Source organism: Brevundimonas sp. GW821-FHT10E09, from assembly GCF_058809375.1.
On record NZ_JBXASO010000009.1, the window covers coordinates 1 to 25,317 of the forward strand.

The following is a 25,317-nucleotide window of genomic DNA, read 5'->3' on the forward strand; positions in this document are numbered from 1 at the left end:
GGACGCCTCCTTCGAGTGCTGTTCAACACCTCACTCTGGCACATAGATGCCGTCGGGGGGCGTCCACCCCATCACCTATGGCTTCGGGCGCGACTATATCGGCTGGCGCCCCTATCAGCCGCAACGCCCGGTCGATTGCGACTGCCGCCCCGCCCCGCGCCCTGCCCATCGCGAAGACCGGTACGAAGGCCGTTATCAGGAGCGGTACGAACACTATGAGCAGCGCGGCTACGAACAAGGCGGCTATTACGAGCAGCAGCGCGCCTATGTGCAGGCCCCGATCCAGGTTCAGGGGCCGCCCGTCTATGTCGCGCCGCAGCGGATCTATGTCGCCCCCTCTCAGGTGAACATCGCGCCGCCCGAGATCGTGACCGGCCCGCCGGTCTATATCGAACAGCCGCCCGTCTATGTGCTGGCGCCGCCGGTCGAAATCGCCCCGGCCCAGATCCATGTCGCGCCGCCCGAAGTTCACGCGCCGCCGCCCGTCCAGGACTATTACGGCGACCTCCCGCCCCCCGGCTATGTCGCGCCGCAAGCCCCGCCGCGCCAGCATTACGCCCAAGAGCCGGGCGAGCGCGGCTGATCAGATCAGGGCGATGCTTTCGGCGACCGCCAGGGCGGCGGCCCGGGGATCGGCCGCCGCCGTGATCGGGCGGCCGATCACCAGATGGGTGGCGCCGGCCTGGAGCGCCGCTTCGGGCGTCGCGGCCCGGGCCTGATCGTCCAGGGCCGAGCCTGCGGGCCGGACACCTGGGGTCACGATCAAAAAGTCCGGACGGCCGGCCTCGACCGCGATCTCGCGCACGCGCGCCGCCTCATGGGGGCTGGAGACGACGCCGTCGATCCCCGCTTCCAGCGCCTGTCGGACCCGGCGCTCGACCAGGTCGGCCGGCGACAGGCTGTGATCGTCGGCGGCCAGATCCTCGGCCGTCAGACTGGTCAGGACCGTGACCCCCAGCACCTTCAAGCCCGACCCCGCCACGCCGCGCGCCGCCGCCGCCATCACCTGGGGCCGGGCGTGAACGGTCAGCAGGTCGCAGCCGGCGTCCGCCAGATTGGCCGCCGCCTTCTCGACCGTGGCGCCGATGTCGTGCAGCTTCCAGTCCAGAAAGACCTTGCGTCCCTCGGTCTTCAGGTCACGCGCCAGGTCCATGCCGCCCGCCGCGAACAGCTGCAGCCCGATCTTGTAAAAGCCCACCGCGTCCTGGACCCGCGCGACCAGGGCGGCCGCCTCGGCGATGGTCGGGACGTCCAGGGCGCAGATGATCCGGTCGTCGGGACCACGATTGGGGGCGACGGTTTGGGTCTGGGTCATCGACGGACTCGCGCTGAGCGGCTATGCGAGGACGCAAGGGGTGCGTCGGCGCGGCCGGCGTGTTGAATTTCAAGAGCGAGGCGAGGCGATGAACGCGGTCGATCTGGGTGTCAACCTGTTCGTGACCCTGTTCGCCCTGCTGGATCCCATCGGCAATCTGCCGATCTTCGCCGCCGCCACGGCCGGGGCGACGCTGCGCCAGCGGATTTCGGTCTCGGCCCTGATCTGCACCTTCGCCGCCGTCTTCCTGGCCTTCTTCCTGTTCACCGGCCTGGGCCTGCTGCAGTTCTTCGGCATTTCGCTGGCGGCCTTCCGGATCGCGGGGGGCATATTGCTGCTGCTCCTCGGCCTGGACATGGCGCGCGGCGACTTCCTGGCCCTGTTCGCGGACAAGGACGCCATCGCCGACAGCCAGGATGTGCGCGGCTACGCCCGTCGCCGGTTCCAGCGCCTGGTCGTGCCCTTCGCCATACCGTTGATGATCGGCCCCGGCGCCATTTCGGCGGTCATCATCCAGGCGGGCGAGGCGGCCAAGCTGGGTTATGCCGGAACCATGGGGTCGCTGGTCGCCATCGCGGCCGCCTGCGCCGTCTCCTTCGTCTGTTTCGCCATGACCGGATCGCTCAGCCGCCTGTTGGGCGAGGTGGGCATGGCCATCATCGTGCGCGTCCTGGGCCTGATCCTGTGCGCCCTGGCGATCCAGTTCATCCTGCTGGGTCTGGGCGAGGCCATCCCCGGCATGATCTCGGGGGCGGTGACGACCCCCTACCCGGCCACCAAATAAGGCTTCAGTCGGCGTCCTCCTCGATGGCGTGGATATCGTCGTCGGACAGGCCGAAATGGTGGCCGATCTCGTGGATCAGGACGTGGGCGATCAGTTCGGCCAGGCCGACGTCGCCGCGCTCGCACCATTCGTCCAGGATCGGACGGCGATACAGGAAGACCCGCGACGGCTCCGCCGCCGGTCCCAGGCTGTCGCGTCGGCCGATGTCCACGCCATGATACAGGCCGGTCAGTTCGAACGGATCCTCGATCTCCAGATCCGCCAGGGTCTGTTCGTCGGCGAAATCGTCGATGCGGAACATCACCTCGCCCGCCGCCGCCCGGAACTCGGCCGGCAGGGCGTCGAACGCCTCGCGCGCCAGTCGGGCGAAATCGTCGAGGGAGGGGGCGAAGAGATCGGCGGTCGCGTCGGTCATGCCTCCGCTATCGCCGTCTGGGGCCCGCCATGCAACGGGGCGCGATGACGCGACGAAGACTGACTTTTTCTGGCCGGGTTTGCGGTATGGTGAACGCCGAATCAGGTCGCGGGACCCAGGGACAAGAATGGCCGAGGCCGACATCGCCTATGTCGCCACTGCGGGCGCAGCCGGGCTAGCCCTGGCGGTCAGCGCCTGGGCTCTGCGTCTGCGCGCCAGGCTGAACGCCGCCACGGCCCTGGCTGAGGGCGAGCGGGCGGCGGCCGTCGCCGATCTCAGCCGCCACGACAGCATGTTGCGCGCCTTCGACGACGTCAGCCTGGCCCTGACCCCCGAAGGCGAAGCCAGCGGCGCCCCCATCGGCCCGCCCGAACTGATCGATCGCCTGACCGAGGCCAGCGGCGATACGGCGGGACACGCCCTGCTGACCCGGCTGAAGACCTCCTATGTGGTGCTGATCGACGGTCTGGTGACGGCCGGCAAGGCGTTCGAAGGTCTGATCGAACTGGGCGACGTCGAACCCTGGCGGATCGAGGGACGGGTGGCCGGCGGCGGCGCCTGGCTGAGACTGTCACCGGCGTCGCGCGTCATGCTGACCGGGGCCGACGCGACCGAGAGCGGCCTGGCCCTGCTGGGCGACGCCTCGCCGATCCCGACCTGGGTGGTGGACGGCGCCGGCAAGCTGGCCTGGGCCAACCGGGTCTGGCTGCACGAGATCGGCGCCGACAGCGTCGAGACGGCGCGGAACAAGGGCCTGTCGTTCGACCGGGGCGCCGACGCCCTGGTCGCAGAAGCCGGGCGGCTGGGCGTGCGCCAGGAGGGCTTCCGCTGGACCACCGGCGGCGGCCATCGCCGCGCCTGGCGGATCATCGCCGAACCGGCCGGCGGCGGCGCCGTCACCGCCTTCGCCATCGAGGTGACCGAGGCGGAGGAGACGCGCGACACCCTGCGTCGCCACGTCGACGCCCATGACGAGACGCTGAACCATCTGGCTGACGCCGTGGCCATCTTCGGCCCGTCCAAGCGGCTGGCCTTCCACAACACCGCCTTCCAGACCCTGTTCGACATCGACCCCGCCTGGCTGGACGAACGCCCGACCCACGCCGAACTGCTGGATCGGCTGCGTCAGCGCCGCCGCCTGCCCGAGGTCATGGACTATGCGGGCTGGAAGGCGCGCGAGCTGGAATTCTATGGCGCGTCCCAGGCCTCGCCCGACGACAGCTGGTCGCTTCCGGACGGCCGCACCCTGCGGGTCGTGCGCCAGCCCCATCCGCTGGGCGGCATATTGCTGATCTTCTCGGACATCACCGACGAACTGAACCTGAGAAGCCGGTTCAACGCCCAGATCCAGGTCCAGACGGCGACCCTGGACAAGCTGAACGACGCCGTCGCGGTGTTCGGTTCGGACGGACGACTGCGGTTGCACAACGAGGCGTTCGAGACCTTCTGGAAACTGTCGGCGGAACAGATCGCCGGCTCGACCGACTTCGACGCCCTGGCCGAACTGTGCAAGGCCGTCCTGCCCGATCCTGCCCTGTGGCTGGGTCTGAAGGCCCGCGTCGCCGATCCCGATCCCGAAAGCCGGGTCGCCATATCGGGCGAAGGCCGCACCATCGACGGCCGGATCGCGGCCTGGCAGACGCGCCCTCTCCCCGACGGCGCCACCCTGGTCGCCTTCTCGGACATCACCGCCCGGCGCGGTCTGGAACAGGCCCTGGTTCAGCGGGAACAGGCTCTGGCCGAGAGCCAGGCGTTGAAACGCGAGTTCGTCGGCAGCGTCTCCTATGAGCTGCGCACCCCGCTGACGACCATCGTCGGCTATTCCGAGCTGCTGGAGACCATGGGCGACCTGCCGGAACGCGGCCGCCAGCACGCCGGCGCCATCCGCGTCGCCGCCAGCCAGTTGGCCCGATCCATCGACGACGTCCTGGACATGGCCCAGATCGACGCCGGCGAGATGGAGCTGTCGCTGGGCGACGTGCGCGTTCAGGATCTGCTGGAGCAGGCCGCCGAACGGGTGCGCGCCAAGGTCGAGGGCCGGGGCGCGACCCTGACCGTGACCTGCCCGCCTAGTCTGAAGCCGATCCGCGCGGACGACCACCGTATCGGCCAGGCCCTGAACCACCTGCTGGAGAACGCCGCCCGCGCCGTGTCCGAAGGCGGCGCCGTGACCCTGTCCGCCGAGATGGGCCCGTCGGAAATGCGGGTGACCGTGTCGGATTCGGGACGCGGCATCCCCTATCACCTGCAGGCCCATGTCTTCGACCGGTTCGTGCGGCGCGAGCGCGGCGGCCCCGGCGTCGGCCTGGCCCTGGTCAAGGCCCTGGTCGAGCTGCACGGCGGCTGGGCCGAGGTCGAGAGCGAGCCGGGCAAGGGCGCCGCCTTCATCCTGCACCTGCCGCTGGGCGCCGCGACCAGCGCCGCCGCGCCCGAGCTGCAGCTCGTCGTGCCCTCCTTCCAGACGGCGGCCTCTTAGGGCCGCAGAGCCTTGGACTGATCCCGCGCGGGGCCGAACTCGGCGCCGGGGTTCCATTCGGGCCAGACGTCGGACTGGGCCAGGTCGCGGCCGACGGCGTAGATCAGGGCCACGTCCGCAGCGGCGGCGTCCATGCGCCAGGTCGCATCCCATGCGTCCGACGGCTGGTGATAGCGGTTCTGGACATAGTCGCGGCTGGCGGCGCTGGCGCCGGTGAAACCGGCGGCCGGGAACAGGGCCGGCACGCCCTTCAGGGCCAGGGGGAAGTGGTCCGAGCGATAGAAGGCGCCGGCCTGGGGCGCGGGATCGGCGATCAGGGTGCGGCCGGTCGCGGTCGCATGGCGGGCCAGAACCTCGTCCAGCTGGTTCTTGCCCTTGCCGATGACGACGACATTGGGGTCGATCTCCGTTCCCGGCAGCAGACTGTCGACATTGATGTTGGCCACGGTCGTCTCCAGCGGCCAGACCGGATTGGCGGCGTAATAGGTCGAACCCAGCAAGCCCGCCTCCTCGCCCGACCAGGCGGCGAAGACCACCGAACGTTTCGGACGCGGCGCGTCCGCGAAGGCGTGGGCCAGTTCCAGCAGGGCCGCCACCCCGGTCGCATTGTCCACGGCCGCATTATAGATCGTGTCGCCCGAGGCGTCGGGCGTGCCCACGCCGTAACCGTCCCAGTGGGCGCCGTACATGACGGTCTCGTTGGGTCGTTCGGAGCCGGGTATGCGGGCGATGAGGTTTTTGGTTTCCACCCGGTCGGCGATCTGTCCGAAATCGACGTTCATCGTCATCCCCGGCAGGACGACAGGTTTGAAGTCCGCGCTGCGGGCGCTGTCCTTCAGGGCGGCGAAGTCCAGGCCGGCGGCGGTGAACAGTTCTTCGGCCTTGGCGCGCTGGATCCAGCCCTGGAAGGGGGCGCGCTCTGCGTTCGGGTCGGCGCGGACGATGTCGAACTTGGGCGCGGCCGACGAGTTCTGCAGCACCGACCAGCCATAGCCGGCGCCGGCCGTCTCATGCACCACCAGCACGCCCGCCGCGCCGCGACGGCCGGCCTCGAGGAATTTATAGGTCCAGCGGCCGTAGAAGGTCATGGCCTTGTCGTCGAACTTGCCGGCCACCGGATCCCCCGCCGGGGCTTCGAAATCCGGATCATTGACCAGGACGATGAGGACCTTGCCCCGCACGTCCACGTCCTTGAAATCATCCCACTGGCGCTCGGGCGCAGTGGCGCCATAGCCGACGAAGACGACGGGGGCGTCGGTCACGGCGATATGGTCGGTGGGACGGTCGCTGGAGACCAGGACGTCCGGACCCCGCTCCAGTGCGATCGAGCGGCCCCCGACCTGGGCGGCGATGGTCGCAGGGCCGTCCTGGCGCGTGCGCGACAGATGGGCGATCTGGACGAAGGCCCCGTCCGGGCCGCCGCCCTCGGCCCCAGCGGCGCGGAATTGTTCGACCAGCCAGGCGACGGTCTTCTCCTCACCCGGCGACGCGGGGGCGCGACCTTGGAATTCATCCGAGGCCAGCACCCGCACCGCCTCGTTCATCCGGGCGGCGTCGATGTCGGGCGCGGCGGGATCGCCGGCCTGGGCCGAAGAACAGGCCATCATCAGGGCGAGGGCGGAAACGGCGGGCAGGGCGTGACGCATCGGGAACTCCTAACGGCGAGCCCTCGACCCTGCCCCCTCTCAGCCCCGCCTGTCGAGCCAGGCCATAAGGCCGCGCGCCGCCTGGACGCCCGAGGCGAAGCTGGCCTGAAGCAGATAGCCGCCGGTCGGGGCCTCCCAGTCCAGCATCTCGCCGGCGACGAAAACGCCCGGCCGGGCGGTCAGCATCAACCGTTCGTCCACCCCGTCCAGCGCCACCCCGCCGGCGGAAGAGATCGCGCGCTCCAAACCCTGTACGCCGGTCAAGGTCAGCGGCATGGCCTTGATCCGTTCGGCCAGGGCTCGGGGGGAAACAGGCAGGGGACCGGCTTCATACAGCAGGGCGACGGCGACCGGCTCCAGCCCCACAACCTTGCGCAGATGGTTGGACAGGCTGGCCTTGCCCCGGGGTTTCGACAGCCGGTCGGTCAGCTTGCCGACCGCGACATCAGGCTTCAGATCGATCTGGACATCAGCCCGACCGTCCGCCTCCACCGACGCCCGCAGCGCGGCCGACAGGGCGTAGACGGCGCCGCCTTCGAGGCCGTAGCGGGCGATCATGGCCTCGCCGCGCGCTGTCCTGCTCCCATGCGTCACAGCGACGCCCTTCAGCGGCTGACCGGCGAACCGGTCGCGGAACAGCGGGGACCAGGCGAGGTCGAAGCCGACATTGGCAGGGCGGAAGGGCGAGACGGCGATCCCGGCGGTCTCGAGCCAGGGCTTCCAGGCGCCGTCCGACCCCAGGCGCGGCCAGCTGGCTCCGCCCAGGGCCAGGACCACGGCGTCCGACCGTTCCAGCCGCTCTCCGTCCGGAGTCTCGAACACCAGAGCCCCGTCGCGCCAACCGACCCAGCGCGACCGGGTGCGGATCTCGACGCCCAGACCCTCCAGCCGCGTCAGCCAGGCCCGCAGCAGGGGCGAGGTCTTCATTGCGCGGGGAAACACCCGCCCGCTGGACCCGACGAAGGTCGGCTGGCCCAAGCCCTCGACCCAGGCGGTGAGGTCGGCGGGCGTGAAGGCGTCGATCCAGCGCGCGACCGGCGCCTGGGCCGAGCCATAGCGGGTCAGGAACCGATCCAGCGGCTCCGAATGGGTCAGATTCAGTCCGCCGCGACCGGCCATCAAGAATTTGCGCGCGACAGACGGCATCCGCTCGTGAACCACGACGCTCAGACCCGCCTGGGCGAGGCGTTCAGCCGCCATCAGTCCTGCGGGTCCGGCACCGATGACATGGACTTGACGTTTGGATTGGGTCATCCCCCGCTTTGCCCGCTCGCGGCGACGCTGGCTATAGGGACCGGCGTCGCTATGTTCCGAACCATGAGCGTTGCATTCACCCGAGAAGAAGATCTGGAAGCCACCGCCGCCGACCTGGCGGACCGGCCGATCTCACCCCACCCCAATCTGGTCACGCCCGAGGGCCTGGCCCTGATCGAAGCCGAACTGGCCGCCGCCCGCGCCGCCTATACCGCCGCCCAGGTGAAGGGCTCGATCGAAAGCGACCGCACCGCCATGGCGCGCGCGACGCGGGACCTGCGCTACTGGTCCGCCCGCCGCGCCTCCGCCCAACTGCAGGAGCCCACCGCAGACGACGGCGGAGTGCGCTTCGGCGGTTCCGTCTCCATCGAACGCGAGGACGGCCGGACCCAGACCTGGCGGATCGTCGGCGAGGACGAGGCGGATCCGGCCAAGGGCTCGGTCAGCCATGTCTCGCCGCTGGCCCGCGCCCTGCTGGGCAAGCGGATCGGGGACGAGGCCGTGGTGGCGGGACAGTCGGTGGAGATCACCGCCGTCGGCTGATCGGGCTCAGCCCGGCTTGTCGGCGCCCTCGCCCAGCATTTCGCGCATCATGTCCAGGATCAGCTTCTGGTTCCGGGTCGGCAGGCGCGGGGCCAGGCGGGCGATCTCGACACTGTGTTTCGTCGGCTTGTGCTCGTGGTCGAAGCCGGGCGCCTCTTCTTCCCCCACGCCCGGCTGGGCGTCGTGGAAACCCTGGAAGAAGAAGGGGATGTCCACCTTCATGAACTCGGCCATCTCGAACAGCTTCGAGGCCGAGACGCGGTTGGCGCCCTTCTCGTACTTCTGAACCTGCTGGAAGCTGACGCCGACCGCGCGGGCCAGGGCGGTCTGGGTCAGTCCCAGATCCAGGCGTTTTTCCTGAACGCGGCGGCCGACGTGGCGATCAACGGGATGCGGCTCCTCGAGCTTCTCACGCGCCATGCCGTCCCCGCCCACTCAAATCACTGACCGATTCGAGGAACCCTAGTTCTTAGAATCAGCGGCCACAAGCCGGCGAGCGCGGCGGCCAGCAGGGCCGCCAGAAAAGGCCAGTCGCCCAGTCGTCCATAGGGGGTGACGCCGGTCGGGCGCGGCAAAAGGGCGTCGATCACCCCCATGACGCCGGGGTCCAGACGCTGCCCCTCCACGATCCGGCCCCAGGGGTCGATCATGGCCGAAATTCCCGTCGGCGTCGCTCGGGCGATGGGCAGTCCGGTTTCTATGGCGCGATAGCTGGCCAGGTTCAGATGCTGGCGGGGACCCGAGGTCGCCCCGAACCAGGCGTCGTTGGAGGCGTTGACGATCCAGTCCGGCCGACCCGCCGCGCCGGGGGTGAAGCCGGGATAGAGGCTTTCATAGCAGATCAGGATCTGAGCGGGCGGCGCGCCTGGAATCTGGATCGGCGCCGGGGTCGGCCCGGCGGTGAAATCACTGGGCATATGCACCAGGCTGCGCAGGCCGATGGCGGTCATGACCGAACCCAGCGGCAGATATTCGCCGAACGGAACCAGCCGGTGCTTGTCATAGACGGCGGCTATCCGAAGACCGGGCCCGCCTTCATCGGCCAGGGCGAACAGACTGTTGTAATAGCGGCCGCCTCCCGGCGCCGTCAGATCCGCCTCGCCGCGCGCCAGCCCCATCAAAAGGGTCTGACCCGGCCGCAGGGCGCCGGCGATGGCCGTCGCATCTGTCGAGGCGAAAACCTCGTTGGCCGAGGCCGGCAGGGCGCCCTCGGGCCAGACCACCACATCCGGAACCCGGGCGCCGGGCTGGCCGGTCAGGGCCACATAGCGATCCACGATGGAGCGATAGGCCTCGGGCGACCATTTCGTCTCCTGTTTCACATCGGCCTGGACCAGGCGGACCAGGGTGTCGGTGAACTGCAGATCGGCCTGCGCCAGCCGCACAGCGCCGAAGACGCCGACCGAAACCAGGGCCAGGACGCCGAGTCCTGCCGAGATCAGACGGCTGCGCGGCGCGCCAGGGCCGACCAGAGGGGCCAGGGCGGCGGTGGCCGCGACCGTAACGAGGCTCAGTCCATAGACGCCGACGATCGAGGCGAATTGCGACATGCCGCCCCCTGCCCTCCAGGTCGCCCCGGCTGGGTTCCAGGGAAAACCGGTCAGGACATGGCCGCGCAGCCATTCGGCGGCGCAGAACAGGGCGGCGAACAGCAGGACCCGGACCACCCCGACGGGGGCGAGCCGGCGATAAAGGGCGCAGGCGGCCCCCCAGAACAGGCCGATCCCGGCGGGCAGCAGGCTGGCCGCGAAGGGCGCCATCCAGGCCTGCTCCGGATTGACGAAAAAGGCTTCCGCCACCCACCAGCAGCCGATGAAGAAATAGGCGAAGCCCGCCAGCCAACCCATCCAGAAGGCGCCGCGCGTCGTGTCCGACCGCTCGGACAGGATCATCAGCAGCGGATAGCCCAACAGGCCGAACAGCAGGCCGAACGGCGGATGGGCCAGGGCTGTTCCCGCCCCGGCCACCAGGGCCAGGCCGATGCGGATCAACCGCCAGGTCAGGGCGCGCCGCCGCTCGGGCAGGACGCGGATACGGGCGGCGAACCGGTCCAGGGCGGCGTCGGGAAACATGATCAAACGTCCTGCCCAAGGTCAGCGGATTCGGCGGCATAGGGATCGGCGACGCCCAGTTCGGCCAGGATCTCGCGCTCCTCGGCCTCCATTTCCTCGGCCTCCGCATCGTCCTCGTGGTCACGCCCCAGAAGATGCAGGACGCCGTGGACGACCAGATGGCTCAGATGGTCCGACAGGGTCTTGCCCTGGGCCTGGGCTTCGGATGCACAGACGCCGTAGGCCAGGACGATGTCGCCCAGGTGCGGGGCGGCGCTTTCGGGTGCGGGGAAGGACAGGACATTGGTCGGCCGGTCCTTGTCCCGGAACCGGGCGTTCAGTTCCCGCACCGCCTCGTCGTCGGTCAGAAGTACGACCACATCGCCCGCGACGGCGCCAAGCGCGGCCTCGGCCGCCTTCGTCACCACCGCCTCGGTTTCCGGCAGGGCGCCGGTCCAGGCCTCGGCCTCGACTTCGATCTCGATCATGCGGGGTCTTCGAGGTCCGGAGCTGGACGCCCTTTTGCGGCGTCGGCGTCATAGGCGCGCACGATCCGCTCGACCATGGCGTGACGAACCACGTCCGAGGCCTCGAACTTCAGGATGCCGACGCCCTTGACCCCGTCGAGAATGCGCAGGGCGTGGGCCAGACCGGAATCGCGCGGGTTCAGCAGGTCGATCTGCGACGGGTCGCCCGTCACCACCATCCGCGCCCCCTCGCCCAGGCGGGTCAGGACCATCTTCATCTGCAGGCGCGAGGTGTTCTGCGCCTCATCGACGATGACGAAGGCGTGGCTGAGAGTGCGGCCGCGCATGAAGGCGATGGGCGCGGCCTCGATCTCGCCCTTGTCGCGGCGGCGCTGCACGTCTTCGGCGCCGAGGATGTCGTTCAGGGCCTCCCAGATCGGGGCCAGATAGGGATCGACCTTCTCGTTCAGGTCGCCGGGCAGGAAGCCCAGTTTCTCGCCCGCCTCGACCGCCGGCCGGGTGATGACCAGCCGATCCACCTGGCCGCGCCGCAACAGGGAGGCGCCATAGGCGGCGGCCAGGAAGGTCTTGCCGGTGCCGGCCGGGCCGACACCGAAACTGAGTTCGCACCGGCCCAGCATGTCCAGATAGGCGGCCTGGGCCTTGGTCTTGGGCACGATGGCGCCGCGCTTGCCGCCCGGAAGCGACACCCCCGCCGCCGCCATGCCCGGCGTGCCCTTGCCGCCCCGCGCCTGGCCCAGGGCCGCGCGCACATCGGCCTCGGTGACCTCCGCGCCCAGGGCCGCGCGCTTGGCCAGATCCTCGATCACCTGGCGGGCGTCCGAGCGGTCGCGGGTGCCGCCGTTGACGGAGACCCCGCCGCCCGGCGCCTCGACCAGCACCTTGAAGGCGTCCTCGATCAGGGCGACGTGACGACTGTTCGGCCCGATGACGGCGCGCAGTTCGGCGTCGTTCAGGGGGACGAACTCGGATTCTCGCGCCATCAAGCGGCCTTTTCTGCTGGGGCCGCCGCTTCCGGGGCGACAAGCCGACCGGTCAGGCTGTTGTGCTGGCCGGCGATGATTTCGACCGGAACGATCCGGCCGATCAGATGATTCGCGTCATCGACGTGAACCGACTGAAGATATGGGGATCGTCCGACCGCTTGACGACGGCTGCCGTGACGGCCCTTGCGATCAAACAGCACATTCAGGGTCCGGCCCGCCTGCGCGGCGTTGAAGGCGATCTGCTGTTCGGTCAGCAGTTCGATCAGACGGTGCAGCCGATCCTTGGCGACCTCCGGCTCGACCTGTTTGCCCATGCCGGCGGCCGGTGTGCCGGGGCGGGGCGAATACATGAAAGCGAAGGCCGAGGCGTAGTTCACCCGCCGCACCAGATCCAGCGTGTCCTCGAACTCGCGGTCCGTCTCGCCGGGGAAGCCGACGATGAAGTCGCCGGCCATGGCGATGTCGGGTCGCGCGGCGCGGATACGGTCGATCAGGTCGAAATAGGTCTGACGCCCGTGTTTCCGGTTCATCAGCCGCAGAATCCGGTCGGAGCCCGCCTGAACCGGCAGGTGCAGATAGGGCATCAGGGCGTCCAGATCGCCGTGGGCCGCGATCAGGTCGTCCGACATGTCGTTGGGATGGCTGGTCGTATAGCGGATCCGGTCAAGGCCGGGGATCTCGGCCAGGGCGTAGGCCAGTTCGACCAGGCTGGACTTGCGGCCATCGGGCCGTTCGCCGTCATAGGCGTTGACGTTCTGACCCAGCAGGGTGACTTCGCGCACGCCGCGGCCGGCCAGGGCCCGCGCCTCCTCCAGCACAGAGGCCAGGGGCCGCGACCATTCGGCGCCGCGCGTATAGGGCACGACGCAGAAGGTGCAGAACTTGTCGCAGCCCTCCTGCACCGTCAGGAAGGCGGTCGGGCCTTCGGTCAGACGCGCGGCCGGCAGGGCGTCGAACTTGTCGTCCGGGGCGAAGTCGGCGCCGATCCGCTCGCCCCGCGCCCGCGCCGTGCGGGTCAGAAGTTCGGGCAGCTGGTGATAGGCCTGGGGGCCGACGACGATGTCGACCGCGGGCTGGCGCTTCATGATCTCTTCGCCCTCGGCCTGGGCCACACAGCCGGCGACCGCGATGGTCAGGTCGCCGCCGGTCTCGCGCTTGATGTCGCGAAGTTCGCGCAGCTTGCCCAGCTCGGAATAGATCTTCTCCGCCGCCTTCTCGCGGATGTGGCAGGTGTTCAGGATGACGAAATCGGCGGCCCGGACATCCTCGGTGACGGCATAGCCCAGAGGGCGCAGGACGTCGGCCATGCGCTCTGAATCATAGACGTTCATCTGACAGCCGTAGGTCTTGATGAACAGGCGCTTTGACGGCGCCTCCAGCATCGCTTCGGCTTCTTGAACCCGGATTTCGGTCATGCCGGGCTTATGATCGCCCGGACAGGCGACGACAAGGCCGAGGCTCAGCCCGCATCCACGTCTGCGGGCAGATCGGCGGGGTTTACGCGGGCGGCATGGCGTTTGAAGATCAGCCCCTCGCGCTTGGACGGTTCAGCGCCCTCGATCGGCACGCCGTACAGTTCCAGCTTGTGACCGATCAGTTCGAAGCCCAGCCGGTCGGCGATCTCGGTCTTCAGCTTCTCGATCTCGGCGTCGAAGAACTCGATCACCTCGCCCGTCTTGGTGTCGATCAGGTGGTCATGGTGGTCGTCGCCCGCCTCCTCATAGCGGCTGCGTCCGTCCCCGAAGTCGTGCTTCTCGACCACGCCCGCCTCTTCGAACAGGCGCACGGTGCGATAGACGGTGGCGATCGAGATGTGCGGATCGATCGAGGAGGCGCGGCGATACAGCTCCTCCACATCCGGGTGATCTTCCGCCGAGGACAGCACCCGGGCGATCACCCGACGCTGTTCGGTCATACGCATGCCGCGGTCGGCGCAGAGTTTTTCGATCCGGTCCATGACCCTAGAATAGGACGTCGGACCGTTTCAGGGAAGCGCCGGCTTTTCAGGATCTGCCGCGAGGTCCAGACTCAGGACCAGGGCGTCGGTCCGTCCCCCGTCCGGCGCGGTGTAATAGGCCTTGCGACGGCCCAGGGGCCGAAAGCCGGCTCGGTCGTACAGGGCGCGGGCGGCGACATTGTCTTCGGCCACCTCCAGAAACAGACGCGACGCTCCGGCCTGGGCGGCGGCCACCGCCCCCCGCCCTGTCAGACGCCCGCCCAGACCGGCCCGGCGCGCCTCGGGCCGGACCGCCAGGGTCAGGATTTCGGCCTCGTCCAGCACGACCCGAACCAGGATGAAACCGTCGGGTTCGACCACGGCGAAGACCCCGGCCTGGCCCAGAAGGTCCGCAAACTCGGTCTCGCTCCACGGCGCGGCGAAGGCCTGGGCATGCAGTCGCGCCAGCAGGGCCGGGTCGGCGGGCGTCATGGGACCGACTGGCGCGGCTGGCCCGGCAGACGGGTGGGCGGCGTGGCGTCCGGCGCGCGAAGATACAAGGGGCGGGGCGGATGGTCGGCGGGATCGGCCGCGGCGACCAGTCGCCCCAGGGCCTGGGCCGACGGCGCGACGCAGGGGTCCAGGGACGCCATGCTCAAGTCAGGAAAGGCCTCGACCAGGACGGCGGCGCCGGAGCCGACCAGTCGAACCTCTTTCCCCAGGGCGGTGATTCGTCGCGCCGCCTCGTCCAGCGACAAGGCCTCGTCCGGACCGACGGCCGCGCCGTCGATGAACAGCTTGGCGTAGACCTGGCCTCGTCGGGCGTCGATCAGGGCCGCGACCGGCGGTCCGGCCGAATCCACAGACGCGGCCAGTCCATCCAGGGCCGACACCCCGACCACCGGCCGATCCAGGGCCGCGCCCAGCCCCTGGGCGAAGGCCAGACCGACCCGCAAGCCGGTGAAGGAGCCGGGTCCGACAGTGACCCCGATCCGATCCAGGGCATCGAACCCCCCGCCGGCCTCGGCCATGACGTCGCGCACCAGACCGCCCAGGCGTTCCTGATGACCCTTGGCCATGGGTTCGAAACGAACGGCCAAGGGTCGCTCGTCCTCGAACACCGCCGCCGTGCAGGCGCCGAGCGCCGTATCGATCACCAGAAGTCTCATGGCGCGCCTTCTAGGCCGCGCGAGACAGAACCTCCACCAGTCGCGTCAGGGCCTGACGCACCGCGCGGTCTTCGATGCGGGAAAAACCGGCGGCCATCGCCCGGCCTTCCGGTGTCGCAGCCATGGTCCGCATCATCGACAGTTCGGGGATTTCGGCCTCGTCCGCCGGCTCGGGAAAGAAGGCTCCGACGGGCAGTCCAAGGGCCAGAGCCAGATTGTGCAGCCGCGAGGCCGAGATCCGGTTCTGCCCACCCTCGTACTTCTGAACCTGTTGGCAGCTGACCCCGATCAGGGCGCCCAGGGCGGTCTGCGACAGACCCAGGGCCGTGCGTCGTGATGCGATCCGGGCGCCGACGACGGCGTCCAAGGGTTCCGGCGCGCGGGCCGTCTGGCGAGCAGTAGGGGGCGTCCTGTCCATGCCGGAACGATCTCACAACCTTTCCGCGCATGCAACCTTTTCGTTTCATGATTCGCGGCGGGCGATCACGGCCGAGATGCGGGCCACGGACTGGCGGTCGATCACCTCCGCCCGGTCCAGCGCGCCCGCCCCCCGGACATGGAGGCGGTCGTCCTCGGACCGGTCAAAGAGGCGCGGGCGTAGATCGCCGTCCTTCATCTCGATGACGCAGCCTTGGCCGCTCCTGGGCCACAGGTCCGGTTGGTATTCGAGAATGACGCCCGGTTCGGCCCAGGGGGAGAGGGCGTCGTCGCGAACCTTCAGGTGTTTCACGACGACAGGCGGCGGGCCGTCGAAGCCGCGTCCCCGGCTTTCCAGGCCTGTCGCGGCCGGATTGACGTGCGGCGTCTGGGCGCCCGAAACGAGCAAGGCCAGGGCTTCGGGCGTGGCGTCCAGCGCCCCGGTCAGGCGACGCTGAACATCGGGCCGGAACAGGCCGGGCCGGCGACCGGATTCATAGAGGCCCCAGCCCTGGCTGGTCATGTCCAGACGCGCTCCGGCCTCGGCCTGGGACAGGCCACGCCGATGGCGCAGGGCGGCCAGGGCCTCGCCCAGACGAAGGACTTCAGGATCAGGAACGAAACGCGGCATGGAGGACGAGGATGGCGCCCCGCCGCACGTCTGGCGAGAACGAAAACGTCAGTCGGTCAGAGGGTCTGCTCGACGCGCGTCACCTCGGGCACATAGTGGCGCATCATCTGTTCGACCCCGGCCTTCAGCGTCGCCGAAGAGGAAGGGCAGCCGGAACAGGCGCCGCGCATCCGCAGGCTCAGCACCCCGGTCGCCTCATCGAAGGCGTCGAACAGGATGTCGCCGCCGTCCTGGGCCACGGCGGGTCGGATGCGGCTGTCCAGCAGGGCCTTGATCTCGGCCACGATCTCGCTGTCGTCCTCGGCATGGGTCTCGGTTTCAGACCCCGCGACGGTCAATGGCCGGCCCGAGACGAAATGATCCATGATGACGCCCAGGATCGGGGCCTTCATCTCCGACCAGTCCGGCCCGCGCTCCTGTCGGGTCACCGACACATAGTCGGCGCCGAAGAAGACGCCGTCGACGCCCTCGAGTTCGAACAGGGCCTCGGCCAGGGGCGAGGCGGTCGCCGCGTCGATGGTGCGGTAGTCCAGCACGGCGAGCGGAGAAACCTCGCGGCCCGGCAGGAACTTCAGCACATTGGGATTGGGCGTGGGTTCGGTCTGAATGAACATGGGCGGGAGATGCGCTCGCCCCCGCCCCGTTGCAAGACCTAGCGCCGCTTCAGCCCGCCCAGCAATCCCCGCAACAGTTCGCGGGTGAGGGTGGACCCGGCCGTGCGCAACACCGACTTGGTCAGGGCCTCCATCGGGGTCTGACGATTGGAGGTTCTGGCGCGCGGCGTCGTCCGGGCCCGTTCCCTGACGTCCGCCCTGACCGCCTTCTCGTTCGATTTCGCCTGAGCTTCGGCGGCCTTGGCGGCCTTGGCGGCGTCCGACTGCGCCCTGGCCTGAGTCTCGGCCCGATCGGTGGCGGCATGGCGGGCCGCGAGGATTTCCTCGGCGGATTCGCGGTTCAGCGTCTGGTCGTAGAGGCCGCGCACCGGGCTGGCGGCCATGACGGCGGCGCGCTCGGCCTCGGTCGCCGGGCCCAGGCGCGAGGCCGGCGGGCGGATCTTCGTGCGGGCCACGACGGTCGGGGCGCCTTTCTCGTCCAGGACCGAGACCAGGGCCTCGCCCACGCCCAGGCCCTGGATGGCCTCGGCCGTGTCGAAGGCGGGATTGGCGCGGAAGCTCTGCGAGGCGGCCTTCAACCCCTTCTGTTCCGACGGCGTATAGGCCCGGAGCGCGTGCTGGATACGATTGCCGAGCTGGGCCAGGACGCTGTCGGGAATGTCGGCTGGATTCTGGGTGACGAAATAGACGCCCACCCCCTTGGACCGGATCAACCGCACCACCTGTTCGACCTTGTCCAGCAGGGCGCGCGGGGCGTCGTCGAACAGCAGATGGGCCTCGTCGAAGAAGAAGACCAGGCGCGGCCGGTCGGGATCGCCCACCTCCGGCAGCTGTTCGAACAGCTCCGACAACAGCCACAGCAGGAAGGCCCCATACAGGCGCGGGCTGTTCATCAGCCGCGTGGAGTCCAGCACATTGACCTGACCGCGCCCGTCGAGGCCGACGCGGATCATGTCCTCCAGCTTCAGGGCCGGTTCACCGAAGAAGGCGTCGCCGCCCTGTTGCTCAAGCTGCAGCAGGGCGCGCTGGATGGCGGCGATGGAGGCGGGGGCGACATTGCCGACCTCGCGGCCGATCCGCTCGGCGTTCTCGCCCACATAGACCAGCAGACTGCGCAGATCGCCCAGGTCCAGCAGCAGCAGGCCCTCCTTGTCGGCGATATGGAAGACGACGGTCATCACGCCTTCCTGCACCTCGTTGAGGCCCAGCATCCGGGACATCAGCACCGGACCGATCTCTGACACGGTGGTGCGGATCGGGTGGCCCTTCTGTCCGTACAGGTCCCAGAAGACGGTCGGAGCCGCTCGCGGCGTCAGGGTCAGACCCATTTCGGTCGCCCGGGCGATCAGCTTCTCGTTCGGCGTTCCGACCTGGGAAATGCCCGAAAGGTCCCCCTTCACATCGGCGCAGAAGACCGGCACCCCGGCGTCAGAGAAGCCCTGAGCCATGATCTGAAGGGTGACCGTCTTGCCGGTGCCAGTGGCGCCGGCGACCACGCCGTGTCGGTTGGCGCGGTGAAACAGCAGGGCTTCCGGCTGGGCGGCGTCGGACTGGCCGAGGAATAGGCCGGCAGGGGCGTCGGACATGAAAAGTCTCCAGAGAACCGGCTAGGTCTAGCGCAGAGCCCCGCGCGTCGGAACCGTCGCTGTTCGTGCGTGTTGACGCCGCTCGGCCCGCCGCCGACAAGGATCGCCATGAAGAACCCCCTCACCATGCAGTCTTCGGCCGTATCGCGGAACGCCGCCGCCCTGATCGCGACCGTCGCGGCGGGCGCGGCCGTCTACTGGCTTCGGGACATACTGACGCCTCTGGCCATGGCCCTGTTCCTGCTGATCATGATCGACGGGGTGAAGCGGACCGTGGCGGCCCGGACCCCGCTGAACGACCGCTGGGCCGGTGTCGCCGCCCTCGTATTGGTGGTCCTGGCCTTCTTCGCCTCCATCGGCATCATCGTGAACGGTGCGGCGGGCTTCTTCGGCGAAGCCTCGGGCGTTTCGCAGAATATCGGGCCGCGCATCGATCAGATCATCCGCGACGTCTACGGCATGGCGCGCCTGAACAATCCGCCGACGGCCCAGGAGCTGATCAACGGCGTCGATATTCGCGGCTATGTCGCCTCCATCGCCATACAGGCCCAGGGCATCGCCTCCGGGGCCTTCTTCGTCATGGTCTACCTGGGCTTTCTCCTGGCCTCGCAGATCGGCTTCCGACGCAAGATCGTCACCATGTTCCCGCAAAAGCGCCAGCGCGACGAAGCGATCGCAGTGTTCGAACGGGTTCGCGGCGGGGTCGAGGGCTATATCTGGGTCCAGACCGTCACCGGCGCCATGATCTGCGTCGTGGCCTGGATCCTGATGCGCGCCGTGGGGCTTCAGAACGCCGAGTTCTGGACCTTCGTCATCTTCATCGTCGGCTTCATTCCGGTGCTGGGCGGGGCCGTGGCGGGACTGGCGCCCCCCCTGTTCGCCCTGGTGCAATTCCCCAGCTACTGGCCGGCCCTGATCCTGCTGGTCGGGCTTCAGACCATATTGTTCATCGTCGGCAATATGATCCAGCCGCGGATGCAGGGCGACAACCAGAACATCGACCCCGTCGTGGTCCTGCTGTCCCTGGCCTTCTGGGGCAAGCTGTGGGGCGTTGTGGGCATGTTCCTGTCCACCCCTCTGGCGGTCATGGCCATGGCGATCCTGGCTGAATTCCAGGGATCACGCTGGATGGCCATCCTGCTGTCGGGCGACGGCGAACCCTATGCCGACGAGGGCAAGTCGAACCGGAAGAAGGCGGGCGAGACCGAGACGGAAACAGAGGGCAGGGCCGGAGCCTGAACCTGCGGCGCCGCGCCACATCGAAAGCCGTGTTTTCGTCTCTTGAACCTCAAACAAGGCTTCCCATCTGATCCTTACCGCTGCGGGACATTCCCCTCCGAACCGCAGCGAAGCGACCGACGCACACTCCCCTCCCCGAGCGTCGTTCGCGCAGGCCGCCGAGTTCCCCCGCTCGGCGGCCTTCTCGTTTGTGGCGCCGCACAATTCTTCCAACCTGAACGCTGTTCATGAGAATCTTCGATCATCGGGGGCTTCCCGCGCGACCGGACCTGGCCTAGTCAACGCTGTGGCGCCTCGTCGCGCCGTGCCCCTTGCGGCCAAGGCCGCGTCGCCCGAGACTGTAGTCCATGACCGCCCTCGATCCGCGCCCCGTCCCGGTTCAGCCGATCTCCTCGGCCGCCCTGGAAACCTCATTCGCGCGGATTCTCGGCACCAGCCCCGGCAAGCCGGAGCAATCCTTCCTCGCCCAGGCGCACGAGGACTACGCCGCAGACGAGACCCCCGAGCTGGACGGCGAGGATCTGGCCGCGCTCCTGGCCGCCTCGTGGCGGGCGGCCAAGGACTATCCGGCCGGTTCAGCTCCCCTGATCACCGTCGGCCCCCTGGCCGGCGCCGACGGCCAGGCCCTGGACTATGACCTGGTCCGCATCGTCCAGACGGACGCCCCCTTCCTGGTCGACAGCGTCATGGGCGCCCTGGCCGAGGCCGGGGTCTCGGTGCGCGCCCTGTTCCACCCGGTGGTCAAGCTGGGTGATCGCCGTCTGTCGGTGATCATGCTGGTGATCGACGGCGCTCCGCAGGAGCGGCGTGACGCCCTGGGCGAGGGCCTGGCCGAGTGCCTGACCGACGTCCACGCCGCCGTGGCCGACCACGAGGCCATGACCGGCCTGATGCGTCAGGCCATGCAAAGGCTGGAGGCGACGCCGCCAAGCGTCGATCCGGCGGTTCTGGCCGAAAACATCGCCTTCCTCAAATGGCTGAAGAGCGATCATTTCGTCTTCCTGGGCGCTCGCGACTATAACTACCCCCTGAAGGCCGACGGCGACTACGAGGCCGAGGCTCCGTTGAGCCAGTCGAGCGCCGGTCTGGGCATACTGGCCGACCCCGACCGCACCGTTCTGCGTCGCGCGTCGGAACCCGCCGTCCTGACCCGTCAGATGCGCCGGCAGCTGGATCTGAGCGACCCCGTCACGGTGGCCAAGGCCAACGCCCGGTCCCGCGTTCACCGGCGCGCCTACATGGATTATGTCGGGGTCAAGCGTTACGGCGCGGACGGCAAGGCGACGGGCGAGACGCGGTTCGTCGGCCTGTTCACCTCCGACGCCTATGACCAGCTGGCGATCGAAACGCCCCTGATCCGCCGCAAGGTGGCCAATGTGCTGAGCCGTGCCGACAAGGCGCCTGGCAGCCATAACGAAAAGCGGCTGCGCAATATTCTCGAGAATTATCCGCGCGACGAACTGTTCCAGATTGGTGAGGACGAGCTTCTTTCCATCGCCCTGGGCATACTTCACCTCTACGACCGGCCGCGCATCCGCCTGTTCACCCGCCAGGATCCGTTCGACCGGTTCGTCTCGGTCCTGTGCTTCGTCCCGCGCGAAAAATTCGATTCCTCGGTGCGCGAGCGGATCGGCCAGATCGTCGCCCGCGCCTGGGGCGGCCGGATCTCGGCCTGGTATCCGCAACTGTCGGACGCCCCCCTTGTGCGGGTCCATTTCATCATCGGCGTGACGCCGGGCGACCATCCGGTCCCCGACGCCGCCCAGCTTGAACATGATGTGGCCGAGGCCGGGCGCGGCTGGGTCGAGCGGTTCGAAGCCGCCTTGCGCCGCGCCGACGTGGCCGATGTCGAGGTCGGGCCGCTGAGCACCCGCTGGGCCCGCGCCTTCGGCGCCGCCTATCGCGACCGCTATGACGCCGACGAGGCCGCGATCGATCTGGGCGAGATGGACCGGCTGAACGCGACGGGACAGGTCGGAGCCGGAGAATCGGTGGCGGTCCGCGCCTTCCGCAACGCCGACGACAGCCGTCTGCAGTTCCGCTTCAAGCTCTATCGCCGCGGCCCGTCGGTGCCCCTGTCGGACGTCCTGCCGATCATGGCCGACATGGGTCTGAAGACCCTGGAGGAGTACGGCTATCCGATCCGGCCGCTGGGCGAGGAAGAGATCCACGTCCACGAATTCCTGATGGAGGATCCCCGCGGCGAGGCCCTGGTCTTCGCCGATGTGAAAGGCCCGTTCGAACGGGCCTTCGCCGCCGTGTGGAACGGCCGCACCGAGAGCGACGGTTTCAACCGTCTGGTGGTCGAACTGGGCATGGAATGGCGCGAGGCCGCCCTGATCCGCACCCTGGCCCGTTATCGCCAGCAGACAGGCCTCGATCCGTCCCAGTCGGTGCAGGAAGAAGCCCTGCGCGAATATCCCGACCTGTCGCGAGCCCTGCTGTCGCTGTTCAAGGCCCGGTTCGACCCTGCGGACGGCGCCGTTGAGGCCCGCGAAGGCGCGGTAGCCGAACTGAACGCCAAGATCACGACCCTGTTGCAGGACGTGAAGAGCCTGGACCACGACAAGGCCCTGCGCCGGATGGCCGCCCTGATCGGCGCGATCAAGCGAACCAACTATTTCCAGCTGGGTTCCGACGGCCTGGCCAAGCCGCACATCTCGATCAAGATCGCCTCGAGCGAGCTGGAAGATCTGCCGCTGCCCAAGCCCTATCGCGAGATCTTCGTCTGGGCGCCGCACGTCGAGGGGGTGCATCTGCGCTTCGGACCGGTGGCGCGGGGCGGTTTGCGCTGGTCAGACCGGCGCGACGACTTCCGCACTGAGGTGCTGGGCCTGGTCAAGGCGCAGCAGGTCAAGAACGCCGTCATCGTTCCGGTCGGCTCCAAGGGCGGCTTCTATCCCAAGCAGCTTCCACGCACGACCGATCGCGAGGCCATCCAGGGCGAGGCCATCCGCGCCTATCGCACCTTCCTGTCGGGCCTGCTGGACATCACCGACAACATCGCCGCCGACGGTTCTGTAGCCCGCCCCGCCCATGTCGTGGCCTGGGAAGGCGACGACCCCTATCTGGTCGTCGCGGCGGACAAGGGCACGGCGACCTTCTCGGACATCGCCAACGGGGTCTCGGCCGCCTACGGCTTCTGGCTGGGCGACGCCTTCGCCAGCGGCGGGTCGATCGGCTATGACCACAAGGCCATGGGCATCACCGCGCGCGGCGCCTGGGAGGCCGTCAAACGCCACTTCCGCGAGATCGGTCCGCGCGCCAAGGTCTGGGACATCCAGACCGAACCCTTCACCATGGTGGGCGTGGGCGACATGTCGGGCGACGTCTTCGGCAACGGCGCCCTGCTGTCCAAGGCGACCAAGCTGATCGCCGCCTTCGATCACCGCGACATCTTCATCGATCCCACGCCCGACCCCGCCGCCAGCTGGACCGAACGCAAACGGCTGTTCGACCTGCCGCGTTCGTCCTGGCAGGACTATGACAAGGGTCTGATTTCCCAGGGCGGCGGCGTCTTCTCGCGGTCCGCCAAGTCGATCCAGCTGACGCCTGAAATCAAGGCGGCGCTGGACATCACGGAAGACGAACTGGATCCGGTCAGCCTGATCCGGGCCATCCTGAAGGCGCCGGCGGACCTGCTGTATCTGGGCGGCATCGGCACCTATGTGAAATCGGCGGCCGAGACCGACGCCCAGGTCGGCGACAAGGGCACCGACGCCCTGCGGATCAACGCCGACGAGCTGCGGGTCAAGGTGGTGGGCGAGGGCGCGAACCTGGGCTTCACCCAGGCAGGCCGCATCGTCTTCGGCCAGGGCGGCGGCCGGATGAACACCGACGCCATCGACAACTCGGCCGGGGTCGACACCTCGGACCACGAGGTCAACATCAAGATCCTGGTCGGGTCGGCCGTGACCAACGGGGTCCTGCCGGCCGAGGACCGCGCCCCGCTGCTGGCCTCGATGACCGAGGAGGTGGGCCTGAAGGTGCTGGCCCATAATTATGACCAGACCCTGGCCCTGACCTTGCAACAGGCCGAAGGCGCGACCGCCCTGGACGCCCAGCAACGCTTCATGCAGGCCCTGTCGGCGCGCGGCAAACTGGACCGCAAGGTCGAAGGCCTGCCGAACGACGCCCGCATCAAGGAGATGATGGCCGCCGGGATTCCGCTGGCCCGGCCGGAACTGGCGGTGCTGACCGCCTACGCCAAGCTGGAGCTGTCGGAAGAAATCGTCGCCTCACGCGCGCCGGAAGACCCCTTCTTCGAACAGACCCTGGTCCGCTATTTCCCGCAGGCCCTGGCCCGGTTCGAGCCGGAGATGAAGAGCCACCGTCTGCGGCGCGAGATCATCGCCACCGTCATGGCCAACGAAGTCGTCAACATGTGCGGTCCGACCTTCCCGGACCGGCTGCGCGGCTCCGCCGAGTGCGACACCACCGCCCTGATCATCGCCTTCGAGGCGGCGCGGCGCGTGTTCCGCCTGGACGAGGCCTGGGACGCAGTCTCGGCCCTGGACCTGAAGATCTCGGCCGAGGCCCAGACCGCCCTCTATCGCGAGATCGCCGTGGTGCTGCGTCGCCAGACCTTCTGGCTGGCCCGTCGCGCCAAGGCCGGGGCTTCGGTCCAGGGCCTGATCGACCGCTATCGTCCGACCGCCGACGCGCTTCAGGCCGAGGGCGCGCCGGTTCTGTCGCGGTTCGAACAGGGCCGTCTGGATGATCGTGTCGCCATCTTCGCCCATCATGGAGCGCCGCAGGATCTGACCCGCCGCATCGCCATTATGCGCCCCCTGGTGGCCGCCGCCGATATCGGCGATCTGGCCCAGGAGAGCGGTTGGCCGGTCGCGGCCATGGCGCGGCTGTATCACCAGGTCGGCGCCGCCTTCGACTTCGACCGGTTGCGCGCCGCCGCCGGTTCGATCCCGTCGATCGATCATTTCGACCGGCTGGCCGTGCGTCGCATGATCGAGGACCTGATGAACGAACAGTCGACCCTGACCCGCGCCGTGGCCCGGGTCTCGGACGCCGCGGTCGGGGTCAGCGAGGATGCGGCCGAGGGCGCCGTGGACGCCTGGATCGGTTCGAAACTGGCCGTGGTCGAAGGCGTGCGCGCCTCGGTGGACGAGATCGAACAGTCCGGATCGGGCTGGACCTTCGCCAAGCTGACCATCGCCAATGCAGCGATCCGCGATCTGGCGTCCGCAGCGGTGAGTTCTTGAAGACGTCTTCGGCGCTGGGCCGATAGGCGGGCAGGGGAGCCGGCATGCCGAGAAAATTCCTGGTCGTCGTCGATGACAGTCCCGAGTTCGAGGCGGCGCTGCGCTTCGCCTGCCGACGCGCGCGCTCGACCGGCGGACGGGTGGTCATGCTGCGGGTTCTCCCGTCCAACAGCGACGCCCACTGGTCTGGCGTTCGTGAGGAAATCGAACGCCAGCAGCGGGAAGAGGCCGAAACCCTGCTGAACCGGCTGGGGGAGGAGGCGCTGGAGCGATCCGGCGCACCGCCCGTCTTCCTGATCGAACAGGGCGAGGCCCAGGGCGCGATCAAGAAGGTGGTCGGCGACGATCCCGACATCAAGATTCTGGTTCTGGCCGCCGGGACCGGGTCGCGGGGACCGGGGCCGCTGGTGTCGGCCATCATCAAACAGGGGGCGCAGCTGGGCGGGCGCAAGCTGCCGGTCACCATCGTTCCCGGCGAGCTGACCGAGGCCGAGATCGAGGACCTGGCCTAGACGTAGCCGGGGCTTAGGCCGAGGCGGACACGGTCG

General features: G+C 68.8%; 23 protein-coding genes. 7 read left to right on the forward strand and 16 right to left on the reverse strand.

Going from position 1 to position 25,317, the window contains the following annotated elements; genetic code table 11:
- The first annotated feature begins 46 nt into the window (after positions 1 to 46).
- A complete protein-coding gene (locus AC1RSI_RS09735) occupies positions 47 to 583 on the forward strand; it encodes a hypothetical protein (RefSeq protein ID WP_492322672.1) in 537 nt (178 codons plus the stop codon).
- On the opposite strand, the gene pyrF is transcribed toward AC1RSI_RS09735, so the two are convergent.
- Positions 584 to 1,315, reverse strand: coding sequence for an orotidine-5'-phosphate decarboxylase (pyrF, locus tag AC1RSI_RS09740; protein WP_447941261.1), 732 nt, complete (start codon positions 1,313 to 1,315; stop codon positions 584 to 586).
- 88 nt (positions 1,316 to 1,403) lie between these two features.
- Between pyrF and AC1RSI_RS09745 the strand changes: the two genes are divergently transcribed.
- A complete protein-coding gene (locus AC1RSI_RS09745; protein WP_035310495.1) occupies positions 1,404 to 2,099 on the forward strand; it encodes a MarC family protein in 696 nt (231 codons plus the stop codon).
- A 4-nt stretch (positions 2,100 to 2,103) separates the two neighbouring features.
- Here the strand turns inward: AC1RSI_RS09745 and AC1RSI_RS09750 are convergent, their stop codons facing one another.
- Complete coding sequence (locus AC1RSI_RS09750; RefSeq protein WP_035310497.1) at positions 2,104 to 2,514, reverse strand: metallopeptidase family protein; 411 nt, start codon at positions 2,512 to 2,514, stop codon at positions 2,104 to 2,106.
- Between the two features lie 127 nt (positions 2,515 to 2,641).
- Between AC1RSI_RS09750 and AC1RSI_RS09755 the strand changes: the two genes are divergently transcribed.
- On the forward strand, positions 2,642 to 4,990 hold the full coding sequence (locus AC1RSI_RS09755; protein WP_291754833.1) for a sensor histidine kinase: 2,349 nt from the start codon (positions 2,642 to 2,644) through the stop codon (positions 4,988 to 4,990).
- Here the strand turns inward: AC1RSI_RS09755 and AC1RSI_RS09760 are convergent.
- Both AC1RSI_RS09760 and AC1RSI_RS09765 read right to left on the reverse strand, forming a co-directional pair.
- Entirely contained in the window at positions 4,987 to 6,636 is a 1,650-nt protein-coding gene (locus AC1RSI_RS09760; protein WP_291754830.1) for a M28 family metallopeptidase, read from the reverse strand. The genes AC1RSI_RS09755 and AC1RSI_RS09760 overlap by 4 nt on opposite strands.
- A 39-nt stretch (positions 6,637 to 6,675) precedes the next feature.
- Positions 6,676 to 7,890, reverse strand: a complete 1,215-nt coding sequence (locus tag AC1RSI_RS09765; protein WP_291754827.1) for a TIGR03862 family flavoprotein — start codon at positions 7,888 to 7,890, stop codon at positions 6,676 to 6,678.
- A gap of 63 nt (positions 7,891 to 7,953) precedes the next feature.
- On the opposite strand from AC1RSI_RS09765, the gene greA reads away from it, so the two are divergent.
- Positions 7,954 to 8,433, forward strand: coding sequence for a transcription elongation factor GreA (gene greA / locus AC1RSI_RS09770; protein ID WP_035310353.1), 480 nt, complete (start codon positions 7,954 to 7,956; stop codon positions 8,431 to 8,433).
- A 6-nt stretch (positions 8,434 to 8,439) separates the two neighbouring features.
- Here the strand turns inward: greA and AC1RSI_RS09775 are convergent, their stop codons facing one another.
- The 12 genes from AC1RSI_RS09775 to AC1RSI_RS09830 all read right to left on the reverse strand — a co-directional run bounded on the left by AC1RSI_RS09775 (position 8,440) and on the right by AC1RSI_RS09830 (position 18,311).
- The gene (locus tag AC1RSI_RS09775; RefSeq protein WP_291754822.1) at positions 8,440 to 8,853 is read right to left on the reverse strand and encodes a helix-turn-helix domain-containing protein; all 414 of its coding nucleotides are present in this window, start codon (positions 8,851 to 8,853) and stop codon (positions 8,440 to 8,442) included.
- A gap of 20 nt (positions 8,854 to 8,873) precedes the next feature.
- The gene (gene lnt, locus AC1RSI_RS09780) at positions 8,874 to 10,505 is read right to left on the reverse strand and encodes an apolipoprotein N-acyltransferase (protein WP_291754819.1); all 1,632 of its coding nucleotides are present in this window, start codon (positions 10,503 to 10,505) and stop codon (positions 8,874 to 8,876) included.
- A gap of 2 nt (positions 10,506 to 10,507) precedes the next feature.
- A complete protein-coding gene (gene ybeY, locus AC1RSI_RS09785) occupies positions 10,508 to 10,972 on the reverse strand; it encodes an rRNA maturation RNase YbeY (RefSeq protein WP_291754815.1) in 465 nt (154 codons plus the stop codon).
- On the reverse strand, positions 10,969 to 11,955 hold the full coding sequence (locus AC1RSI_RS09790; protein ID WP_035310351.1) for a PhoH family protein: 987 nt from the start codon (positions 11,953 to 11,955) through the stop codon (positions 10,969 to 10,971). Before AC1RSI_RS09790 ends, ybeY begins: the two co-directional genes overlap by 4 nt.
- The gene (gene miaB, locus AC1RSI_RS09795) at positions 11,955 to 13,340 is read right to left on the reverse strand and encodes a tRNA (N6-isopentenyl adenosine(37)-C2)-methylthiotransferase MiaB (protein ID WP_492322673.1); all 1,386 of its coding nucleotides are present in this window, start codon (positions 13,338 to 13,340) and stop codon (positions 11,955 to 11,957) included. Before miaB ends, AC1RSI_RS09790 begins: the two co-directional genes overlap by 1 nt.
- Before the next feature lie 77 nt (positions 13,341 to 13,417).
- On the reverse strand, positions 13,418 to 13,915 hold the full coding sequence (locus tag AC1RSI_RS09800; RefSeq protein ID WP_008259871.1) for a Fur family transcriptional regulator: 498 nt from the start codon (positions 13,913 to 13,915) through the stop codon (positions 13,418 to 13,420).
- A 27-nt stretch (positions 13,916 to 13,942) separates the two neighbouring features.
- A complete protein-coding gene (locus AC1RSI_RS09805) occupies positions 13,943 to 14,386 on the reverse strand; it encodes a GNAT family N-acetyltransferase (protein WP_291755484.1) in 444 nt (147 codons plus the stop codon).
- On the reverse strand, positions 14,383 to 15,063 hold the full coding sequence (gene tsaB, locus AC1RSI_RS09810) for a tRNA (adenosine(37)-N6)-threonylcarbamoyltransferase complex dimerization subunit type 1 TsaB (RefSeq protein ID WP_492322671.1): 681 nt from the start codon (positions 15,061 to 15,063) through the stop codon (positions 14,383 to 14,385). Before tsaB ends, AC1RSI_RS09805 begins: the two co-directional genes overlap by 4 nt.
- Before the next feature lie 10 nt (positions 15,064 to 15,073).
- The gene (locus AC1RSI_RS09815; RefSeq protein ID WP_040349165.1) at positions 15,074 to 15,481 is read right to left on the reverse strand and encodes a helix-turn-helix domain-containing protein; all 408 of its coding nucleotides are present in this window, start codon (positions 15,479 to 15,481) and stop codon (positions 15,074 to 15,076) included.
- Positions 15,482 to 15,526: 45 nt separating this feature from the next.
- Entirely contained in the window at positions 15,527 to 16,111 is a 585-nt protein-coding gene (locus tag AC1RSI_RS09820) for a helix-turn-helix domain-containing protein (RefSeq protein ID WP_492322670.1), read from the reverse strand.
- Positions 16,112 to 16,167: 56 nt separating this feature from the next.
- Positions 16,168 to 16,725 (reverse strand): NifU family protein, encoded by a 558-nt coding sequence (locus tag AC1RSI_RS09825; protein WP_008263738.1) that lies wholly within the window; start codon positions 16,723 to 16,725, stop codon positions 16,168 to 16,170.
- 38 nt (positions 16,726 to 16,763) lie between these two features.
- Entirely contained in the window at positions 16,764 to 18,311 is a 1,548-nt protein-coding gene (locus AC1RSI_RS09830) for a helicase HerA-like domain-containing protein (RefSeq protein WP_035309425.1), read from the reverse strand.
- Between the two features lie 108 nt (positions 18,312 to 18,419).
- Between AC1RSI_RS09830 and AC1RSI_RS09835 the strand changes: the two genes are divergently transcribed.
- The 3 genes from AC1RSI_RS09835 to AC1RSI_RS09845 all read left to right on the forward strand — a co-directional run bounded on the left by AC1RSI_RS09835 (position 18,420) and on the right by AC1RSI_RS09845 (position 25,281).
- Entirely contained in the window at positions 18,420 to 19,550 is a 1,131-nt protein-coding gene (locus tag AC1RSI_RS09835; protein WP_035309423.1) for an AI-2E family transporter, read from the forward strand.
- A 347-nt stretch (positions 19,551 to 19,897) separates the two neighbouring features.
- Complete coding sequence (locus AC1RSI_RS09840) at positions 19,898 to 24,769, forward strand: NAD-glutamate dehydrogenase (RefSeq protein ID WP_447941258.1); 4,872 nt, start codon at positions 19,898 to 19,900, stop codon at positions 24,767 to 24,769.
- Between the two features lie 44 nt (positions 24,770 to 24,813).
- Complete coding sequence (locus tag AC1RSI_RS09845; RefSeq protein WP_008263601.1) at positions 24,814 to 25,281, forward strand: universal stress protein; 468 nt, start codon at positions 24,814 to 24,816, stop codon at positions 25,279 to 25,281.
- Positions 25,282 to 25,317 lie beyond the last annotated feature (36 nt).

What these genes read in the sequence shown, in the direction of transcription:
- AC1RSI_RS09735 (WP_492322672.1), top strand. Translation starts at nt 47, where the DNA reads ATGCCGTCGGGGGGCGTCCACCCCATCACCTATGGCTTCGGGCGCGAC.
- pyrF (WP_447941261.1), bottom strand. Translation starts at nt 1,315, where the DNA reads ATGACCCAGACCCAAACCGTCGCCCCCAATCGTGGTCCCGACGACCGG.
- AC1RSI_RS09745 (WP_035310495.1), top strand. Translation starts at nt 1,404, where the DNA reads ATGAACGCGGTCGATCTGGGTGTCAACCTGTTCGTGACCCTGTTCGCC.
- AC1RSI_RS09750 (WP_035310497.1), bottom strand. Translation starts at nt 2,514, where the DNA reads ATGACCGACGCGACCGCCGATCTCTTCGCCCCCTCCCTCGACGATTTC.
- AC1RSI_RS09755 (WP_291754833.1), top strand. Translation starts at nt 2,642, where the DNA reads ATGGCCGAGGCCGACATCGCCTATGTCGCCACTGCGGGCGCAGCCGGG.
- AC1RSI_RS09760 (WP_291754830.1), bottom strand. Translation starts at nt 6,636, where the DNA reads ATGCGTCACGCCCTGCCCGCCGTTTCCGCCCTCGCCCTGATGATGGCC.
- AC1RSI_RS09765 (WP_291754827.1), bottom strand. Translation starts at nt 7,890, where the DNA reads ATGACCCAATCCAAACGTCAAGTCCATGTCATCGGTGCCGGACCCGCA.
- greA (WP_035310353.1), top strand. Translation starts at nt 7,954, where the DNA reads ATGAGCGTTGCATTCACCCGAGAAGAAGATCTGGAAGCCACCGCCGCC.
- AC1RSI_RS09775 (WP_291754822.1), bottom strand. Translation starts at nt 8,853, where the DNA reads ATGGCGCGTGAGAAGCTCGAGGAGCCGCATCCCGTTGATCGCCACGTC.
- lnt (WP_291754819.1), bottom strand. Translation starts at nt 10,505, where the DNA reads ATGTTTCCCGACGCCGCCCTGGACCGGTTCGCCGCCCGTATCCGCGTC.
- ybeY (WP_291754815.1), bottom strand. Translation starts at nt 10,972, where the DNA reads ATGATCGAGATCGAAGTCGAGGCCGAGGCCTGGACCGGCGCCCTGCCG.
- AC1RSI_RS09790 (WP_035310351.1), bottom strand. Translation starts at nt 11,955, where the DNA reads ATGGCGCGAGAATCCGAGTTCGTCCCCCTGAACGACGCCGAACTGCGC.
- miaB (WP_492322673.1), bottom strand. Translation starts at nt 13,340, where the DNA reads ATGCTGGAGGCGCCGTCAAAGCGCCTGTTCATCAAGACCTACGGCTGT.
- AC1RSI_RS09800 (WP_008259871.1), bottom strand. Translation starts at nt 13,915, where the DNA reads ATGGACCGGATCGAAAAACTCTGCGCCGACCGCGGCATGCGTATGACC.
- AC1RSI_RS09805 (WP_291755484.1), bottom strand. Translation starts at nt 14,386, where the DNA reads ATGACGCCCGCCGACCCGGCCCTGCTGGCGCGACTGCATGCCCAGGCC.
- tsaB (WP_492322671.1), bottom strand. Translation starts at nt 15,063, where the DNA reads ATGAGACTTCTGGTGATCGATACGGCGCTCGGCGCCTGCACGGCGGCG.
- AC1RSI_RS09815 (WP_040349165.1), bottom strand. Translation starts at nt 15,481, where the DNA reads ATGGACAGGACGCCCCCTACTGCTCGCCAGACGGCCCGCGCGCCGGAA.
- AC1RSI_RS09820 (WP_492322670.1), bottom strand. Translation starts at nt 16,111, where the DNA reads ATGCCGCGTTTCGTTCCTGATCCTGAAGTCCTTCGTCTGGGCGAGGCC.
- AC1RSI_RS09825 (WP_008263738.1), bottom strand. Translation starts at nt 16,725, where the DNA reads ATGTTCATTCAGACCGAACCCACGCCCAATCCCAATGTGCTGAAGTTC.
- AC1RSI_RS09830 (WP_035309425.1), bottom strand. Translation starts at nt 18,311, where the DNA reads ATGTCCGACGCCCCTGCCGGCCTATTCCTCGGCCAGTCCGACGCCGCC.
- AC1RSI_RS09835 (WP_035309423.1), top strand. Translation starts at nt 18,420, where the DNA reads ATGAAGAACCCCCTCACCATGCAGTCTTCGGCCGTATCGCGGAACGCC.
- AC1RSI_RS09840 (WP_447941258.1), top strand. Translation starts at nt 19,898, where the DNA reads ATGACCGCCCTCGATCCGCGCCCCGTCCCGGTTCAGCCGATCTCCTCG.
- AC1RSI_RS09845 (WP_008263601.1), top strand. Translation starts at nt 24,814, where the DNA reads ATGCCGAGAAAATTCCTGGTCGTCGTCGATGACAGTCCCGAGTTCGAG.